We start from the raw sequence: 16,543 nt of genomic DNA on the forward strand, positions 1-16,543 counted from the left end.
TGTGCGCGCGAGACAGGGCGCGCCTCAGCGGGTCCCGGACAGTGTGCGCGCGAGATAGGGCGCCGTCCGGCTCTCCGTCGCGCGCGCCACCTCCGTCGGCCGGCCCGCCGCCACGATCCGGCCGCCCTCGTCGCCGCCGCCCGGGCCGAGGTCGATCACCCAGTCCGCGCCCGCGACGACGGACATGTCGTGCTCGACGACGATGACGGTGTGCCCGGCGTCGACGAGGCCGTGCAACTGGCGCATCAGGACGTCGACGTCGGCCGGGTGGAGGCCGGTCGTCGGCTCGTCGAGGAGGTAGAGCGTGTGGCCGCGCCTGCCGCGCTGGAGTTCGCTCGCCAGCTTGATGCGCTGCGCCTCGCCGCCGGACAGTTCCGTCGCCGGCTGGCCGAGGCGCAGATAGCCCAGGCCCACGTCGAGCAGGGCGGCGAGGCTGCGGGCGACGGCCGGTGTGCCGGCGAAGAACTCCGCCGCGCTCTCCACCGTCATATCCAGTACCTGCGCGATGTTCCGCCCCCGGTACGTCACCTCCAGCGTCCCGGGGTTGTACCGGGCCCCGCCGCAGTCCGGGCACGGCGCGTACGTGCTCGGGAGGAAGAGCAGCTCCACGCTGACGAACCCCTCGCCCTGGCAGGTCTCGCACCGCCCGCCCGCCACGTTGAAGGAGAACCGGCCGACGCCGAAGCCCCGTTCGCGCGCCCCGTCGGTGGCCGCGAACACCTTGCGCACGACGTCGAACAGGCCGGTGTAGGTGGCGAGGTTCGAGCGCGGCGTGCGGCCGATGGGCTTCTGGTCGACCGAGACCAGCCGGCCCACCCCCGCCGTCTCCTGCGTGATCTCGCCGATGAGCGTGGACTTGCCGGAGCCGGACACGCCCGTGACCGCGGTGAACGCGCCGAGCGGGAACGCGGCGGTCACGCCCCGCAGGTTGTGGCGGGTGACCGGGCCGGTCTTCAGCCATCCCCTCGGCTCGCGGAGCTCCCGGGCCGGGGCGGGGGAGCGGTCGAACAGGTAGCGGGCCGTGGCGGACTCCTCGACGGCGGCCAGACCGGCCACCGGGCCGCTGTGCAGCACCCGCCCGCCGTGCTCGCCCGCCCGCGGGCCCACGTCCACCAGCCAGTCGGCGCCGCGTACGACGTCCAGGTGGTGCTCCACCACGAACACCGAGTTCCCGGCCGTCTTCAGCCGCTCCAGCACCGTGAGCAGCGCCTCGGTGTCCGCCGGGTGGAGCCCGGCCGACGGCTCGTCGAGGACGTAGACGACCCCGAACAGGCCGGAGCGCAGCTGGGTGGCGAGGCGCAGGCGTTGCAGTTCGCCCGCGGAGAGGGTGGGGGTGGGCCGGTCGAGGCTGAGGTAGCCGAGGCCCAGTTCCACGACCGGGGCGATGCGCGAGGTGAGGTCGTCGGTCAGGACCCGGGCGGTCTGCGACCGCGCGTCGAGGGAGGCGCCCAGCTCCACCAGCGGCAGCGCGGCCAGCTCGGCGATGGTCCGCCCGCCGAACGTCACCGCCAGCGCCTCTGGACGCAGCCGGCTGCCCCCGCACGCCGGGCAGGGCGCGCTGGTGAGGAACCGTTCGGCCTTCGCCCGCAGGGTCGGGCTCTTGGAGTCCGAGAAGGTCTTCATCACGTACCGGCGGGCGCTCATGTAGGTGCCCCGGTACGGCCGTTGGATGCGGTCGGCGTCCCGTACGGGGTGCACGGTGACCACCGGCTGCTCGTCCGTGAACAGGATCCACTCGCGCTGTTCGGCGGGCAGCTCCCGCCACGGCCGGTCCACGTCGTACCCGAGCGCGTCGAGGACGTCCCGCAGGTTCTTGCCCTGCCAGGCGCCCGGCCAGGCGGCGATCGCGCCCTCGCGGATCGACAGCGACGGGTCGGGGACCAGCGACTCCTCGGTCGTGCCGTGCACCTGCCCGAGCCCGTGGCACTCCGGGCAGGCACCGGCCGCCGTGTTGGGCGAGAAGGCGTCGGAGTCGAGCCGCTCGGCGCCGGGCGGGTAGGTGCCGGCCCGGGAGAACAGCATGCGCAGGGAGTTGGAGAGGTTGGTGACGGTGCCGACGGAGGAGCGCGAGGTGGGCGCCGCGCGGCGCTGCTGGAGCGAGACGGCCGGCGGCAGACCGGTGATCTCCCCGACCTTCGGCGCCCCGACCTGGTGGATCAGGCGGCGCGCGTAGGGCGCGACCGACTCGAAGTAGCGCCGTTGCGCCTCCGCGTAGATCGTGCCGAACGCCAGCGACGACTTCCCCGAGCCGGACACGCCGGTGAACACGGCCAGCACGTCCCGGGGGATGTCGACGTCCACGCCCTGGAGGTTGTGCTCGCGGGCTCCTCTGACGCGGACGTACGGGTCGTGGGGGCTGTGGGGGTCGTGCATGGGAGACGACTCTAACCGGAGGTGATCGCGGCCAGCCGCCGGTAGGAGTCCAGCAGCGCCTCGCGGTCGTAGGTGCTGGTGGTGACCAGGACCTCCTGCGCCGCCGTCTCCTTCAGCAGCGTCTCCAGCTCGTGCGCGACCTGCTCCTCGGTGCCCGCGATGTGCCCGGTGAGCCCGGACTCGTACAAGCCGCGCTCCTTGGCGGTCATGGCGAGTGCCTCGACGCGCTCGGCGGGCGGCAGGGGCGGGAAGGTGCCGTGCGTGCGGGAGTACGCCATGGACCAGGCCTCGGGGACCAGCAGGCGCCGCGCCTCGTCGGGGGTGGCCGCCACGGCGACCGTGCCGGAGATGACGACGTACGGTTCCGGCGCCCAGGGCGAGGGCCGGAAGTGGTCGCGGTAGTGGTCGATGCCGCGGAGCATCTTCTCCCGGTTCCTCAGGTCGCCGATGACCATGGGCAGGCCCGCGCGGGCGGCGATGCCGGCGCCCTCGCCCATGGCCAGGACGAACGGCGGCACGCTCAGGCCCTCGGCGGGCCGGGCGTGCACGCCGGTGGGGGAGGTGCCCCGGAACCAGCCGAGCAGGTCCCGCAGCTGGGCCTCGAAGTCCTCGGCGTCCTCCTTGTCACGGGCCAGAGCCTTGCGCACGCCGTCCGTGAAGCCGACGGAGCGGCCGAGGCCCATGTCGATCCGGCCGGGGAACAGCGACTCCAGCACCCCGAACTGCTCGGCCACGACCAGTGGCCGGTGGTTGGGCAGCATCACCCCGCCGGTGCCGACCCGGATCGTCCGGGTCGCGGCAGCGACGGCGGCGGCCAGCACGGTCGGCGCGGAACCGGCGACCCCGGGCACACCGTGGTGCTCCGAGACCCACAGCCGGTGGTAGCCGAGCCGCTCCAGCTCCCGCGCGAGCCGCACGGTGCCGCGCAGGGCCTCGGGGTGCGTATGGCCCTCGCGGGTGCGGGAGCGGTCGAGGACGGAGAAGCGGGTCGAGGCGATCAGGGAGCTCACAGGGAGTCCAACACGCCTGAAGGGCCGCGGCATTCCCCGTTCCGCGCCGGCCGTCACGCCGCGTGCTCACGGTCGCACGCGGCGTCGAGGTCTAACCCTCCGGGCGCAGCAGGCCGCGCTCGTAGGCCTTGACCAGGTGCTGCGGGACGAGGTGTCGGACGCCGTCGATCGTGACCGGGACCAGTGTCGGCGTGGCGGCCTTCCACTGCGCGCGGCGGTGACGGGTGTTGCTGCGGGACATCTTCCGCTTCGGGACAGCCATGGGACTCCTCCTCGGTGGACCGGCACCGAGGACGCTACATGAAAATGGATCCCATTAACAATGCGCGTCCCCGGTGGCTGCCCCGACTGTCCCGAAAGGGGTGCCTCAGTCGTCGGCGCCCACGAGCATCCGCACCTCGAACTCCTCGTGGGTGCCCGCCTCCTGGCCCGGCCCCTTGTCCAGCACCGTGCCCAGCCAGCCCAGGAGGAAGCCGACCGGGATGGAGACGATGCCGGGGTTCTGCAGCGGGAACCAGGCGAAGTCGGCCTCGGGGTAGAACGAGGCGGGGGCGGAGGAGACGACGGGGGAGAACGCGGCGAGCAGGACGGAGCAGAGCAGGCCGCCGTAGAGGCTGAGCAGGGCGCCCTTCGCCGAGAAGCGCCGCCAGAAGAGGGTGTAGATGATCGTCGGCAGGATCGCGGAGGCCGCGATGGCGAAGGCGAGGAAGGCGAGCGTGGCGGTGTTGGCGCTCCAGGCGACGAGGGCGAGCAGCATGCCGAGGACGCCGATGACCGCCCCGGACAGCCGCGCGACGGTCAGCTCCTCCGTCTCGCTGGCCCGGCCCTTGCGGATCACCTCGCTGTACAGGTCGTGCGCCAGGGACGAGGCCGCCGCCAGGGTGAGACCGACCGCCACGGCGAGCAGCGTGAGGTACGCCAGGCAGGTCAGCAGCGCCGTGAGGAGGCTGCCGCCGAGTTCGTGCGCGAGCAGCAGGACGGAGGCGTTGCCGGTGCGGTCCGTGTCCAGGATGGTGTCCCGGCCCAGCAGCGCGGTCGCGCCGAGGCCGAGGATGCCGGCCCCGAAGCAGACCGCGCCGACCAGCCCGATCGCCCACAGCACCGAGGAGCGCAGCACGCCGCTGCTGCGCGGGGCGAGCAGCCGCATCAGGACGTGCGGGAGGGCGGCGAGGCCGAGCACGATGGCCAGTTCGAGGCTGAGGAAGTCCAGCTTGTTGCTGACGGTGCCGCCGTAGCGCAGTCCGGGTTCGAGGAACGTCAGGCCGGTACCGCTGCGTTCGGCCGCCCGCTCGAGCAGGGCGTTGGGGTTCCAGTCGAAGCGGTGCAGCACCCAGCCCGCGGTGAACAGCACGCCCACGATCAGCATCACGGCCTTGATGATCTGGATGACCGTCGCGCCGGGCATCCCGCCGAGGGAGGCGTACAGGATCACGAAGGCGCCGATCACGACCACGCACAGGGTGCGGGTGGTGCCGCTCGGCACACCGGTGAACTGCGTCAGGAGGGCCACACTGCCCACCAGTTGGGCCACCAGGTAGAGCGTCGCGATCGCCAGGATGCACACCGCCAGCGCGACCCGCACCGGCCGCTGCTGCCGGGGCAGGCGCAGCGCCACCGTGTCGCCGAGGGTGAACTTCCCCGTGCGGTGCAGGGGTTCGGCGATCAGCAGCAGCACCATCATCCAGGCGACGGTGGTGCCGCCGAGGTACATCAGCCCGTCGTACCCGGTCAGGGCGACCAGGCCGGTACTGCCGAGCAGGGTGGCGGCGGACAGGTAGTCGCCACACATGGCGAGGCCGTTGCGCAGCGGGGACATCGCGCGGTTGCCGAGGTAGAACTCGCTGATCTCGTCGCGCTGAGGGGCCGTCAGCAGAGCCGTGAACAAGGTGATCACGACCACGGTCAGGAACAGCACGAACGTCAGTTGCAGGCTGCTGTCGTCGATGGCGGCGGCGGTCACCACGTGCGGAACCCCCTCGTGCCCTGCTGGAGGGGCTGCCCGGAGTGCCCGGCCCCTTGGGGCGGGACGGCCGAGCGGGCGCGGCGGTTCTCGTTCTCGTGCAGCCGCGACCGCAGGCCGCGGGCGAGCGGATCGACCCGGGTGCGCATGTGCCGCACGTAGCACCAGGCGGTCACGCCCATGACGACGAACTGCCCGAGGCCCAGGGCGAGCCCGATCGTGAGGTGGCCGAACAGCGGCTGGTTCATCACCGCGGGGACGAAACTCGACAGCAGCACATACAGCAGGAATCCGCCGACGGACAAGATCGTCGCCCGAGTGCCGAACCGGCGCTGCGCGCGACGCAGCGAGTGAAATTCGGGATGGTCGGATATACGAGACGGCGGAGTATGTTCGATGTGCGGGAGCGGGAATGTGGGAGTGTCCTCCCGACGCGGTGGAAATTCGGGCACAGGCGCACCTTCTTCGCTGCTTCGTGCCCCGCACTCGACCCCGTCGAGTCAGTGGCGCGTCCGGCTTTCCGGCAGGGTGGAAGGGTGCCGGACACGCTGAGGGGGTGCGGGCTCTGTGAGGGGTTCGTGAAACCGGAAAACTTCCTGTTCGGAATCACGCGGACGGCTTCGGGGTTCTGTGTGGAGATCCCCGACCAGCCCCGGCCACGGGTGGTGGCGAGGCTGAGAGCGGAGTATGTCAGTGCTCTGCTTGAGCCATCAACTGTGAGGATCAATTGGCTTCTGAGGCTGTCTCAAACGTGTCGCCATGACCGGCCGGATCAGAATGACCGGCCGGATCAGAAACGCGCCCCGACCGCCGTGCCGGATCGTGGCACGAGGAACTCCGGTGCCTTCGGCAGCGAACCGTCCGCCGCCCGGGGCCCGATGAGCGGACCCGGATCGGTGCTCCGTACCGAGGCGGCGTCCCATGTGCCGCCGAGGTTCCAGGAGTTGCCGTCGGCGACGGTCTTCGCGCCGACGGCCGCCGCGCGCCGGTCCGCGACGGACAGGTTGCCGGTGAGCCGGGCGGTCCCGCCCGGGACGTCGGCGTCGAAGCCCGTACCGCCGTTGCCGTACGTGGAGTTGCGGCCGAGGACGAGGGAGCCCGGGTTGCCGTTGTCGGTGAGGCCGTGCTTCGCGTTCTTGAAGGAGACGCTGCCCCGCACGGTGTGGGCCACCGCCGGGGCCGGACTGCCGCCGCCGAGCTTGAAGCCGTTGCCGTCGCCCGCGAAGTCGGGGAAGTTCCAGCGGTTGAAGCCGTTGCCGTACGCCACCGTGTTCTCGATCGTCACGGGCGAGGCGAACTCCCAGGCGTCGAAGCCGTCGTCGACGTTGTTCCACAGCCGGGCGCCGCGCACCACGTTCCCCGTGCCGCTGCCCTCCTTGATGGCCAGGCCGTCGGCGCTCTCGCCGTTCTTGCGCGGGTCGCGGTTGCCGTGACTGTCCAGGTCCAGGATCTGGTTGTGGCTCGAATCGCCCTGGAGCTGGAAGCCGGACTCGTAGTTGTCGTGGGTGCGCAGCCGTGCGAAGACGTTGCCGTCGCAGCCGTCGCAGTACACCCCGTACGGGCCGTTGACGATCTCCAGGTCCGAGATGCGCCAGTACGACGCCTCCATGTGGACCGCCCCGCGCTCGGCGCGCGGGATGCTGCCGCCGACCGGGGTGTGGCTCGCGGGCAGCTTCTCGCCGTCCACGACCACGCGCTCGCCCGGGTGGGCCGTAAGGGTGATGGGCCGGGAGGCGGTCCCCGAGGTGGTGATGGTGATGTTGTCGGTGAGGGCGTACGTCCCGCCGCGCACGGTGACGGTGTCGCCGGGCCCGGCCAGGTCCACCGCCCGCTGGATGGTCCTCAGCGGCCGGGCGGGTGTGCCGGGGGCGGCGTCGTCGCCGTTCGGTGCCACGACCAGGGTCGTGCCCGCGGCGGCGGCCGGCCCCGTCAGTGCCATGGCCAGCGCGGCCCCCGCCATCGCCGCCGACCAGATCCGTGCGTTGCGCATACGGCCTCCTGCCTCTCCCACGTGGGTGTCGCACAGCAGTGGCCGCCGGGGGAGTGAAGGTTGCCGGGGCGCGGGCAGGTGCCTCGGCCTAGGGTGGGCGGTGTGAGTGACGACCGCAGCAAAGCCCCGCTGGCCGTGTTCGATCTGGACAACACCCTCGCCGACACCGCGCACCGGCAGCGGTTCCTGGAGCGCAGGCCGAAGGACTGGGACGGGTTCTTCTCGGCGGCGCCGCAGGACGGGCCGCTCCCGGAGGGCATCGCGCTGGTGAAGGAGAGCGCGCGGGAGTGCGAGATCGTCTACCTCACCGGGCGCCCCGAGCGCTGCCGGCGCGACACGCTCGACTGGCTGGCGGCCCAGGGGCTCCCCGAGGGGCGCGTGTACATGCGCAGGGACGCCGACCGGCGGCCCGCCCGGTTCACCAAGCTGGAGATCCTCAAGCGGCTCGCCCGCACGCGCGAGGTCCGCGTCCTGGTGGACGACGACGAACTGGTCTGCGAGGACGCCCGGCGCGCGGGCTTCACCGTCGTACGGGCCGACTGGGCGGCGCGGTCCGCCGAGATGAAGGCGGCCCAGGAGCGCGAAGGGCGGACTTGAGACCCGGGGTTGACGGAGTGTTCACCTCCGCCGGGTATCCCCGAACCACAAGCACCGGCGCGCACGTGCGCGGACATACGGGGGATGCCATGAAGGGACGTCGCGAGGGCGTGCTCGCGGGCGGGGTGCTGCTCGGCGCCGCACTGCTGCTCACCGGCTGCGCCAAGCCCGACCGCAGCGAGATCGTCACCTGGACCGACGAACACGGCCGGGCCTGCACCGGCGTGGCCGTGGTCGACTCCGAGGACAGCGACCGCGAGGTGACCAGCATCGACTGCGACTACCCGCCGGACGGCAGGCAGCCGGGCCGCGCCACCTCACGACCGCTGCCGGGCTGAGCCCCGGGGGCTCCTACTCGGACTCCTCCAGCCGGAAGCCCACCTTGAGCCCCACCTGCCAGTGCGCGATCTCCCCGTTCTCGAGCTGGCCGCGCACCTGCGTCACCTCGAACCAGTCCAGGTTGCGCAGGGTCTGCGAGGCCCGGCCGATGCCGTTGCGGATGGCCTGGTCGACGCCCTCGGGCGAGGTGCCGACGATCTCCGTGACCCGGTAGGTGTGGTTCGACATGCCGCTGCTCCTGTTCTGGCGAGTGTGTCGCGCGTCACTCCACCGTGCCCCACGCGGCGGCGAAGCGCGAGACGTCACCTCCCGCCCCGCCGCCGACGTGGGGCCCGCCGGGGTCAGCGCGCCACGCTCAGCGACAGCGCGAACCGGCCCGCGCCGTCCGTCCACCAGTGCGCCAGATCCAGGCCCGCGGCGAACAGTTCGGCGCGCACCCCCTCCTGCCGGAACTTCGCCGACACCTCCGTGCGCAGTTCCTCTCCCGCCGCGAAGTCGACCGCCAGATCGAGCGCCGGCACCTTCACCGTCTGCGCCGTACGGGAGCGCAGCCGCATCTCGATCCACTCGTGCTCGGCGTCCCACAGGGCCACGTGGTCGAACGCGCCGGGCTCGAAGTCGGCGCCGAGCTCACGGTTGATCACGGTCAGCACGTTCTTGTTGAACGCGGCCGTCACCCCGGCCGCGTCGTCGTAGGCCCGGACCAGCACCCCCTCGTCCTTCACCAGGTCCGTGCCCAGCAGCAGCGCGTCGCCCGGGGCGAGCCGGGCCCGCACGGAGGCCAGGAACGCGGCGCGCTCGGCGGGCAGCAGGTTGCCGATCGTGCCGCCGAGGAACGCCACCAGCCGGGGCCCCGGCGTCTCCGGCAGGGTCAGCTCCGCGGTGAAGTCGGCGATCAGCGCGTGCACGTCGAGCCCCGGCCGCTCGGCGGCGAGCGCCTGCCCGGCCTGGGTGAGGGCGCTCCCGCTGACGTCGACGGGGACGTAGGTGTGCAGAGCGGTGAGGGCGTCGAGGAGGTGCCGCGTCTTCTCGGAGGAGCCGGAACCGAGCTCCACCAGGGTGCGGGCGCCGGTGGCGGCGGCGATCTCGCCGGAGCGGGCGACGAGGATCTCGCGCTCGGCGCGCGTGGGGTAGTACTCGGGCAACTCGGTGATCCGCTCGAACAGTTCGCTGCCGTGCGCGTCGTAGAACCACTTCGGCGGCAGGGTCTTGGGCGTGTGGGTCAGGCCCCGGTGGACGTCGGCGCGCAGGGCGGCTTCGGTGGCGTCCTCGGGCAGGGTGCGGGTGAGGTGGAACGGGCTCACGTACGGGGCTCCTTGCCAGTTGCGTCCGGGAGGTCCTTGAGCGGGGTGAGCAGCACGTCCGTGCGGCTCGCCGCGAGCAGGGTGCGGTCGGGGACCTCCTGCCAGTGCGGGTCGTCGTCGTAGGGCTCGGAGGCCACGACGGTGCCGCCGCCGGGCCGGGTGAGGTACCAGAGGGTGTCGCCCCAGGCGGTCGCGGTGATGGTGTCGCCGTTGGTGAGCAGGAGGTTGAGGCGGGAACCGGGAGCCGCCGCGGCGACCTCCAGGACCGTGTCGGCCAGGGCCTGGCCCTCCTCGTCGCCCCCGCGCAGCCGGGCCAGCACCAGCGCCCAGACGAGCGCCGAGTCGTTGCGGGCCTCCAGCGACAACAGGTCCTCGTGCGGCAGCGTCCGGGACACGGCGGCCAGGGAGCCGGGCCAGCCCCGGACCGCGCCGTTGTGGCTGAACAGCCAGGTCCCCGCCGCGAACGGGGCCGCCGCGGCCTCCGCGTCCGCGCCCGACAGGGTCGCGTCCCGCACCGCGGCGAGCAGCGCGGTGCTCCGTACGACCCGGGCGAGATCGGCGAACGACAGGTCCGCCCAGATGGGCCCGGCCCGCCGGTAGCGGGCCGGCACCGGGTCGCCCGCCGCGTACCAGCCCACGCCGAAACCGTCCGCGTTGACCGTCCCGTACCGCTGCTGCCGGGGTGCCCACGACTGCCGGTACAGGCCGTGCGGGGGCTCCACCAGGAACCGGCCGAGCGGCTCCTCGGGCCCCACGTAAGCCACATGACGGCACATCAGATGCCCTCCGAACGGGCCGTGCGGAACCCGGAGAAGATCTGCCGCCGGATCGGGTAGTCCCAGTTGCGGAACGTGCCTCGGCAGGCCACGGCGTCCACGGCGAAGGAACCGCCGCGCAGCACCTTGTACTCGGGGCCGAAGAACACCTCCGAGTACTCCTTGTACGGGAAGGCCTTGAACCCCGGGTACGGCAGGAAGTCGCTCGCCGTCCACTCCCACACGTCGCCGATCAGCTGCCGTACGCCGAGCGGCGACTCACCGGCCGGGTAGCTCCCGGCGGGCGCCGGACGCAGGTGCCGCTGGCCCAGGTTGGCGTGCTCGGGGCCCGGGTCGGCGTCGCCCCACGGGTAGCGCGTCGAGCGGTCGGCGGCCGGGTCGTACCGCGCGGCCTTCTCCCACTCGGCCTCGGTCGGCAGCCGGCGGCCGTCCCAGCGGGCGTAGGCGTCGGCCTCGTACCAGCACACATGCAGGACGGGCTCGTCGGGCGGGACGACCTCGGTGACGCCAAAGCGGCGCCTGAGCCACTGCTTCCCGTCGCGCCGCCAGAACAGCGGGGCGGTGATGCCGTGCCTGCGGATGTGCGCCCAGCCCTCCGGGGCCCACCAGCGCGGGTCGTCGTAGCCGCCGTCCTCGATGAACGCCTGGTAGGCGGCGTTCGTCACCGGCGTGGTGTCGATGAAGAAGGGGGCCACCTCGCGCCGGTGCGCGGGACGTTCGTTGTCCAGGGCCCACGGCTCGGTGGAGGTGCCCATCGTGAACGGGCCGCCGGGCACGAGGACTTCGGAGCGCCCCGTGAACAGCGGCACGGGCTCCGGGTCCGGGGCGGTCAGGGCCTGCGGGCCCTTGCGGAGCTGATGGGTGATCAGCATGGTCTCGTCGTGCTGCTGCTCGTGCTGCGCGATCATGCCGAAGGCGAACCCCGCCTCCGTCAGCCGCGTGCCGTGGAACGCGGCCTTCTCCAGCACGTCCAGCGCCCGGCCGCGCACGTCGGAGGCGTAGCGTCGGGCCTCGGCGGGCGACAGCAGGGGCAGCCTGGGCCGCTCGGCCCGCGGGTGCTCGAAGGCGTCGTAGAGGCTGTCGATCTCGGGCCGTATCGCCTCCTGCCCGGCGACGGCCCGCAGCAGCCACTGCTCCTCCTGGTTGCCGATGTGCGCGAGGTCCCACACCAGCGGCGACATCAGCGGCGAGTGCTGCGCGGTCAGGTCGGGGTCCTCGACGCAGCTCGTCAGCAGGGTGGTGCGCTCGCGGGCGACGACCAGCGAGGCGACCGCCCGCTCACGGAGCGCCTCGGGGTCCACGGTCCCGGTGTCGGCGGCGGGCTCGGTCTGGGTCATGGGCGGAAGTCCTTCCCGTGGGCGCGACCGTCCGTGCCGCGCTGTCGGTCGAGCAGGTCGTCGGCGGGGCAGCGGCCCAGGACGACGTAGCGGTCCAGGTAGGCGGTGACGGCGTCCGTGATCTCGGTCGCGGCGCCGAGCCGGGGCAGGGCGTCCAGCGCGGTGGTGAAGCACGTGACGGCCACCTCGCGCAGTTCCGCGTCGGCCAGGCCGCGCCGGGCCGCGTCGAGCCACAGCGGGTTGTGCGGCGCGGGCATCCCCAGCGTGCGCTCGGCCAGCGGCTTCACGGCCCGGTAGGCGGTCTCGGCGGCCTCCGGGTCGTCGAACAGCGCGGCCGTCACGGCCAGCGGCACGATCCAGCCGTCGTCCCCCGGCTGCGCGTCGATCATGCGCAGTTCGAGGTGGCCGCGCGGTCGGACCGGCGGGAACAGCGTCGTGACGTGGTAGTCGAGGTCCTCCCGCGTGGGCGGTCTCGGCACGCCCGTACGGATCCACTCCCGGAAGGTCAGCCCCTCCGGGACGTCCCAGGGCGCGCCGTCCCGCCGTACGCACATCACGGGGGAGTCCAGCACGTGACCGGCCCAGGCGGCGCGCGGCTCGGCGTCCAGCGGCGGTCCGCCCGCCCGGCCGGCGCCGATCCGCGTCCACAGCAGCTGCCGGGTGGACAGCCAGCCGGTCGGCCGGTGGCCGGCGAGCGGGGAGTTGGCGAACGCGGCCACCAGGACCGGACCCAGATGGTGGGCCAGCCACCAGCGCCGCACGTGGCCGAGGGGCCCGGGCTCCTCGTGGCCGGCGTCCAGGCAGACCTGCACGGAGGCGGAGGTGCACATCATGGCCCGGCCCGCGGGACCCGTGCGGTCCAGGCACGCCTCCATGGCGTCGTAGCGCGGTTCGCGCAGGAACCGGCGGGGTTCGTGCCAGGGGTCGTGGCCGATGCCGACGAGGGTGAGGGCGTCCTCGCGGAGCACCGCGCGGACGGCGTCGAGGTCGGCGGAGACGGTGCGGACCAGCTCCGTCAGCGAGGCGGCGGGGGGCGAGCTCAGCTCCAGCTGGCCGCCGGGCTCCACGGTGAGCGCCGACCTCAGGGGCAGGGTCCGCAGTGCGGCGTAGGCCGCTTCGAGTCGTTCGGGTGTGACGGGGAGCTGCGGTGCGCGCAGCTCGTGGACGAGCCATTCCACCTCGACCCCGAGGCGGCGCGGCGGGCCGGTCTTGAAGCAGATGCCGCGGACGAGGGCCTCGACGTCTGCTTCGGACAGGGCGGCGTGTGGCTGGGTACAGCCTCCCGCCGCTGCTGTGGGCGAATCGGGCATATAGGGATCCTCCTGAGATTCCACCATGCCACCGGTCCGGGCACTCCGGCGGCCCGAACCGGGTACACCCGTCCCACCCAAGCCCCTCCCGTCGCTCGGCACAAGGGTGCGAACCGGGGCGTTCCGGGCCGGTCATCCGGGTGGGCCGGGCGTTTCCCGGCGCTTTTCCCGGTGTTTTCCGGCCGCGGGAAACTGTGTTGCGCCGGGGATCCGACGTCACCCAGGATGCCTGCGTGAGCACGACAAGAAGGACCGCGCGGCGCGTGCTCGCGGCGCGTACGGGGGTGGCGCCGTGAGCGCGCGCCTGCGCGGTGTCGCGCGGCAGACCGAGCAGATCGTGGCGGCCGGGGCCTACCGGGCTCCCGACGGGCGCGAGGTGTCGATCGCGGCGGCGCTCCGGGCCGCGCGCGAGGGCACGCGCGTGTTCGGGCCGGAACCGGTGCCGGTGCCCTCCGTCCGGGTGACGCGGACGCTGGTCGAGGTCACGGGCGAGAGCAGCCTGGAGGCCGCGCGACGGCTCAGCGGCGACGCGGCGGTCCTGAACGCCTCCGCGCGCAATCCCGGCGGGGATACGGCGGTCCTGAACGCCTCCGTACGCAATCCCGGCGGGGATACGGCGGTCCTGAACGCCTCCGCGCGCCATCCCGGGGGCGACACGGCGGTGCTGAACTTCGCCTCCGCGCGCAATCCCGGCGGCGGCTACCTGAACGGCGCCCAGGCCCAGGAGGAGGCCCTGTGCCGGGCCTCCGCGCTCTACACCTGCCTGCTCGGGGCCCGCGCCTTCTACGACCACCACCGCGCGCACCGCGACCCGTTCTACACCGACCGTGTCATCCACTCACCCGCCGTGCCCGTCTTCCGCGACGACCGGGGCGACCTGCTGGCGGAGCCCTACACCGTCGGTTTCCTCACCTCGGCCGCGCCCAACGCGGGCGTGGTGCTCCGTACGGCCCCCGAGCAGGCGTCCGAGCTGCCGAGGGCCCTCGCCGTCCGGGCCGAACGCGTCCTGGAGACGGCGGCGGCGCACGGCTACCGCAAGCTCGTCCTGGGCGCCTGGGGCTGCGGGGTGTTCCGCAACGACCCGGACCGGGTGGCGGGGGCGTTCCGGGGGCTGCTGGGGCCGGGCGGACGGTTCTCGGACACCTTCGAGCACGTGGTGTTCGGGGTGCTGGACCGCACGCCCGGCCAGGTGGTGCGGGCCGCCTTCGAGAAAACCTTTCAGGTCCAGCCGTAGCGCTCCCGCAGGCGGTGCCGGACCAGGTTGAACCGCATGCGGTCCAGGGCGCAGGCCTCCCGGCGCATGCCGTCCTCGTGCAGGCGCAGGACCCGGTCGACGTCGACCCATGACTCCCGGCCGGACCGGTCCCACGGACCGCTGCCGATCGGCACCCACTCCCGGTCGCCGTCGTGCCGCTTGCTGGACAGCTGCACGGCCAGGAACGTGCCGCCGGCCTCGCGGGCGACCACGAGCACCGGGCGGTCCTTGCCCCGGCCGTCGTTCTCCTCGAAGGGCACCCACGTCCAGACGATCTCGCCGGGGTCGGGGTCACCGTCGTGCGCGGGTGAGTACTCGGTGCGCACCCGGCCCACCCGGCGCGGGTCGGCCTGGACGGTGGCGGACGGGCCGTGGCGGCCGGGGACGTTCTCGTCGGTAAACGCGGTCACGGGGGCACCCTATGGGCTGCCCCCGTGGGTGCGTCCGCAGGGTCACCTGTCGTCCATCGGCACCTTCTGGGCCAGTCCGTTGGGCGACGAGGTCTCCTGCGGTGCCTGCCCGTTCCGGTCCATCGACGCGAGCAGCTGACGGGCGAGGCCCAGCCCCGTGCCGCCCATGGTGAGCGCCTTGGCGAACAGGTCCGCCATGCCGTCGGCGCCGTTCAGCAGCACCATGTTGTCGACGTTGCCGAAGGCGGACGCGCCGGCCTTCACGATCTCCGGCCAGTTCTCGGCGAGTTGCTGGGCGACGACGGCCTCCTGGTTCTCGGCGAGGGCGGCGGCCCGCGCCTTGATGGCCTCCGCCTCCGCGAGCCCCTTGGCCTTGGCCGCCGCGGCCTCGGCCAGCCCCCTGGCCTGCGCGGCAGCCGCCTCGGCCTCACCGGTCGCCCGAGTGGCCCGCGCGGCCGCGGCACCCCGCGCCGTCGTCGCCTCGGCCTCGGCGCCCGCGGCCGTCTTGACCCGGGTCGCCTCGGCCGCCGCCGCGAGTTCCGTCTCCTTCGCCCGCGCCTCGGCCGCCGAGATCCGCGCGTCGCGCTCGGCCTCCGCCAGCGTGCGCTTCTCGTAGGCCGCGGCGTCGGCGGGCTTGCGGACGTCCGCCTGGAGCTGCTGCTCGCGCCGGTGCGCCTCCAGCTCCGCCACCCGCGTCTCCTGGACGACGACCTCCTGCCGGGCACCGGCCTCGGCGAGCGGTCCCGCCTGCCGGGCCTTGGCGGCCGCCTTGTCCCGCTCTGCCTGGTAGCCGGCCTGGAGGATCTCGCTGTCCCGCGTCGCCTCCGCCATCCGCGCGAACGACTGCTGCTCCGCCTCGGTGGCCAGCCGGTTCGCCTCGGCCTGCGCGATCCGCGCGTCCCGCTGCACGGCCGCCGCGTGCGGCATGGCGAGGTTCTGGATGTACCCGGTCGGGTCCTCGATCTCGTGGATCTGCAGCGAGTCCACGATCAGCCCCAGCTTCTCCATCTCCGTGCCGCACGCGGCCCGTGTCTGCCCGGTGAGTTTCTCCCGGTCCCGGATCATGTCCTCGACCGTCAACCCGCCCACGATGGACCGCAGATGACCGGCGAAGACGTTGTGCACCCGCTCCGCCATCAGCTTCTGCTGGTCGAGGAACCGGCGGGCCGCGTTCGCGATCGACACGAAGTCGTCGCCCACCTTGAAGATGACCACGCCCCGCACCTTCAGCGGGATGCCCTGATGGGTCACGCAGTCCACGTGGAGTTCCGTCTCGTTCAGGTCGAGCGAGAGCCTGCGCACCGCCTGCACACCGGGCAGCACGAGCGTGCCCCGCCCGGTGACGATGCGGAATCCCATGCCCTCCTCGAGGCCCTCCGTGCGGTGCTTGGAACCGGAGATGATCAGTGCCTCGTTGGGTTCGGCGACCCGCCACATGAGCTTGAACAGACCGATGACGACGAGGACGGCGGCAACCGCCACCCCCGCCACGACGCCGACGACCATCGGCATTCGCCCCCTCTGCATGGTGCCCTCTCGGCACCGAACGAGGGGAGTGTGCTCCTCGGCGGAGCCCCGGGCCAGACACCTGCCCAACCTTGCCCAAAGCTTGACGCGTACGGCTCTCCCCTGCGTCGCAGCGGGCTCAACTGTCGTATGCCGCCGTGACGTAGACGGTTCTCGGGGGCAGGTACTCGACCACCATGACGATCGTGCCCGGCTCGATGCGGTCCGTCGCGGACGCGGGGTGGGCGAGGAAGTGCTCGGCGCCGCCGCGCACGCGGACGATCACCTCGCCGACCAGTCCGGGCCCCACCGTTCCGGTGACCCGTCCCATGAGTCCGACCATCGACGCGTCCGCCATGAGGGACAGCGTACGGTC

17 protein-coding genes are annotated in these 16,543 nt (G+C 73.0%); 3 read left to right on the forward strand and 14 right to left on the reverse strand.

Translation table 11 applies throughout. The features are described from left to right. Nucleotides 1-24 precede the first annotated feature (24 nt). From ABZ386_RS12350 to ABZ386_RS12375, 6 genes are all read right to left on the reverse strand, one after another. On the reverse strand, nt 25-2,373 hold the full coding sequence (locus ABZ386_RS12350; RefSeq protein ID WP_358964689.1) for an excinuclease ABC subunit UvrA: 2,349 nt from the start codon (nt 2,371-2,373) through the stop codon (nt 25-27). An 11-nt stretch (nt 2,374-2,384) separates the two neighbouring features. After that, nucleotides 2,385-3,383, reverse strand: coding sequence for an LLM class flavin-dependent oxidoreductase (locus ABZ386_RS12355; protein ID WP_358964690.1), 999 nt, complete (start codon nt 3,381-3,383; stop codon nt 2,385-2,387). Nucleotides 3,384-3,474: 91 nt separating this feature from the next. After that, the gene (rpmF, locus tag ABZ386_RS12360; RefSeq protein ID WP_031120085.1) at nt 3,475-3,645 is read right to left on the reverse strand and encodes a 50S ribosomal protein L32; all 171 of its coding nucleotides are present in this window, start codon (nt 3,643-3,645) and stop codon (nt 3,475-3,477) included. Between the two features lie 105 nt (nt 3,646-3,750). After that, the gene (locus ABZ386_RS12365; RefSeq protein WP_356502493.1) at nt 3,751-5,346 is read right to left on the reverse strand and encodes a cation acetate symporter; all 1,596 of its coding nucleotides are present in this window, start codon (nt 5,344-5,346) and stop codon (nt 3,751-3,753) included. Continuing rightward, nucleotides 5,340-5,795 carry a DUF485 domain-containing protein gene (locus ABZ386_RS12370; protein ID WP_355723815.1) on the reverse strand — a complete coding sequence of 152 codons (456 nt, stop codon included), beginning with the start codon at nt 5,793-5,795 and terminating at the stop codon, nt 5,340-5,342. The genes ABZ386_RS12365 and ABZ386_RS12370 overlap by 7 nt, the downstream gene beginning before the upstream one ends. A gap of 338 nt (nt 5,796-6,133) precedes the next feature. Further along, complete coding sequence (locus ABZ386_RS12375; protein WP_351333272.1) at nt 6,134-7,333, reverse strand: right-handed parallel beta-helix repeat-containing protein; 1,200 nt, start codon at nt 7,331-7,333, stop codon at nt 6,134-6,136. Between the two features lie 102 nt (nt 7,334-7,435). Between ABZ386_RS12375 and ABZ386_RS12380 the strand changes: the two genes are divergently transcribed. Both ABZ386_RS12380 and ABZ386_RS12385 read left to right on the forward strand, forming a co-directional pair. Then, entirely contained in the window at nt 7,436-7,930 is a 495-nt protein-coding gene (locus tag ABZ386_RS12380; RefSeq protein WP_351333269.1) for a hypothetical protein, read from the forward strand. Between the two features lie 89 nt (nt 7,931-8,019). Next, a complete protein-coding gene (locus tag ABZ386_RS12385) occupies nt 8,020-8,268 on the forward strand; it encodes a hypothetical protein (protein ID WP_351333266.1) in 249 nt (82 codons plus the stop codon). Nucleotides 8,269-8,281: 13 nt separating this feature from the next. Here the strand turns inward: ABZ386_RS12385 and ABZ386_RS12390 are convergent, their stop codons facing one another. From ABZ386_RS12390 to egtA, 5 genes are all read right to left on the reverse strand, one after another. Beyond that, nucleotides 8,282-8,497, reverse strand: a complete 216-nt coding sequence (locus ABZ386_RS12390; protein ID WP_031120079.1) for a dodecin — start codon at nt 8,495-8,497, stop codon at nt 8,282-8,284. 113 nt (nt 8,498-8,610) lie between these two features. Then, on the reverse strand, nt 8,611-9,573 hold the full coding sequence (gene egtD, locus ABZ386_RS12395; RefSeq protein WP_351333262.1) for an L-histidine N(alpha)-methyltransferase: 963 nt from the start codon (nt 9,571-9,573) through the stop codon (nt 8,611-8,613). Then, the gene (egtC, locus tag ABZ386_RS12400; RefSeq protein ID WP_351333259.1) at nt 9,570-10,349 is read right to left on the reverse strand and encodes an ergothioneine biosynthesis protein EgtC; all 780 of its coding nucleotides are present in this window, start codon (nt 10,347-10,349) and stop codon (nt 9,570-9,572) included. Before egtC ends, egtD begins: the two co-directional genes overlap by 4 nt. Continuing rightward, nucleotides 10,349-11,686, reverse strand: coding sequence for an ergothioneine biosynthesis protein EgtB (egtB, locus tag ABZ386_RS12405; protein WP_356502489.1), 1,338 nt, complete (start codon nt 11,684-11,686; stop codon nt 10,349-10,351). Before egtB ends, egtC begins: the two co-directional genes overlap by 1 nt. Further along, nucleotides 11,683-12,996, reverse strand: a complete 1,314-nt coding sequence (egtA, locus tag ABZ386_RS12410; RefSeq protein ID WP_358964691.1) for an ergothioneine biosynthesis glutamate--cysteine ligase EgtA — start codon at nt 12,994-12,996, stop codon at nt 11,683-11,685. The genes egtB and egtA overlap by 4 nt, the downstream gene beginning before the upstream one ends. A 292-nt stretch (nt 12,997-13,288) precedes the next feature. Between egtA and ABZ386_RS12415 the strand changes: the two genes are divergently transcribed. Next, nucleotides 13,289-14,230: a TIGR02452 family protein gene (locus ABZ386_RS12415; protein ID WP_358964692.1), complete on the forward strand. Its 942-nt coding sequence runs from the start codon at nt 13,289-13,291 to the stop codon at nt 14,228-14,230. On the opposite strand, the gene ABZ386_RS12420 is transcribed toward ABZ386_RS12415, so the two are convergent. The 3 genes from ABZ386_RS12420 to ABZ386_RS12430 form a co-directional block, all read right to left on the reverse strand. Then, on the reverse strand, nt 14,215-14,661 hold the full coding sequence (locus ABZ386_RS12420; RefSeq protein WP_114256738.1) for a type II toxin-antitoxin system PemK/MazF family toxin: 447 nt from the start codon (nt 14,659-14,661) through the stop codon (nt 14,215-14,217). The two genes, ABZ386_RS12415 and ABZ386_RS12420, sit on opposite strands and share 16 nt — an antisense overlap. Before the next feature lie 42 nt (nt 14,662-14,703). Beyond that, nucleotides 14,704-16,173 carry an SPFH domain-containing protein gene (locus tag ABZ386_RS12425; protein ID WP_351334187.1) on the reverse strand — a complete coding sequence of 490 codons (1,470 nt, stop codon included), beginning with the start codon at nt 16,171-16,173 and terminating at the stop codon, nt 14,704-14,706. A gap of 133 nt (nt 16,174-16,306) precedes the next feature. Next, a complete protein-coding gene (locus ABZ386_RS12430; protein WP_114257754.1) occupies nt 16,307-16,525 on the reverse strand; it encodes a hypothetical protein in 219 nt (72 codons plus the stop codon). Nucleotides 16,526-16,543: the final 18 nt, after the last annotated feature.

Source organism: Streptomyces sp. NPDC006140, from assembly GCF_040628815.1.
In the GTDB taxonomy this organism is placed as follows: Bacteria; Actinomycetota; Actinomycetes; order Streptomycetales; family Streptomycetaceae; genus Streptomyces.

What these genes read in the sequence shown, in the direction of transcription:
- ABZ386_RS12385 (WP_351333266.1), top strand. Translation starts at nt 8,020, where the DNA reads ATGAAGGGACGTCGCGAGGGCGTGCTCGCGGGCGGGGTGCTGCTCGGC.
- ABZ386_RS12350 (WP_358964689.1), bottom strand. Translation starts at nt 2,373, where the DNA reads ATGCACGACCCCCACAGCCCCCACGACCCGTACGTCCGCGTCAGAGGA.
- ABZ386_RS12425 (WP_351334187.1), bottom strand. Translation starts at nt 16,173, where the DNA reads ATGCCGATGGTCGTCGGCGTCGTGGCGGGGGTGGCGGTTGCCGCCGTC.
- ABZ386_RS12375 (WP_351333272.1), bottom strand. Translation starts at nt 7,333, where the DNA reads ATGCGCAACGCACGGATCTGGTCGGCGGCGATGGCGGGGGCCGCGCTG.
- egtA (WP_358964691.1), bottom strand. Translation starts at nt 12,996, where the DNA reads ATGCCCGATTCGCCCACAGCAGCGGCGGGAGGCTGTACCCAGCCACAC.
- egtC (WP_351333259.1), bottom strand. Translation starts at nt 10,349, where the DNA reads ATGTGCCGTCATGTGGCTTACGTGGGGCCCGAGGAGCCGCTCGGCCGG.
- ABZ386_RS12390 (WP_031120079.1), bottom strand. Translation starts at nt 8,497, where the DNA reads ATGTCGAACCACACCTACCGGGTCACGGAGATCGTCGGCACCTCGCCC.
- ABZ386_RS12430 (WP_114257754.1), bottom strand. Translation starts at nt 16,525, where the DNA reads ATGGCGGACGCGTCGATGGTCGGACTCATGGGACGGGTCACCGGAACG.
- egtB (WP_356502489.1), bottom strand. Translation starts at nt 11,686, where the DNA reads ATGACCCAGACCGAGCCCGCCGCCGACACCGGGACCGTGGACCCCGAG.
- rpmF (WP_031120085.1), bottom strand. Translation starts at nt 3,645, where the DNA reads ATGGCTGTCCCGAAGCGGAAGATGTCCCGCAGCAACACCCGTCACCGC.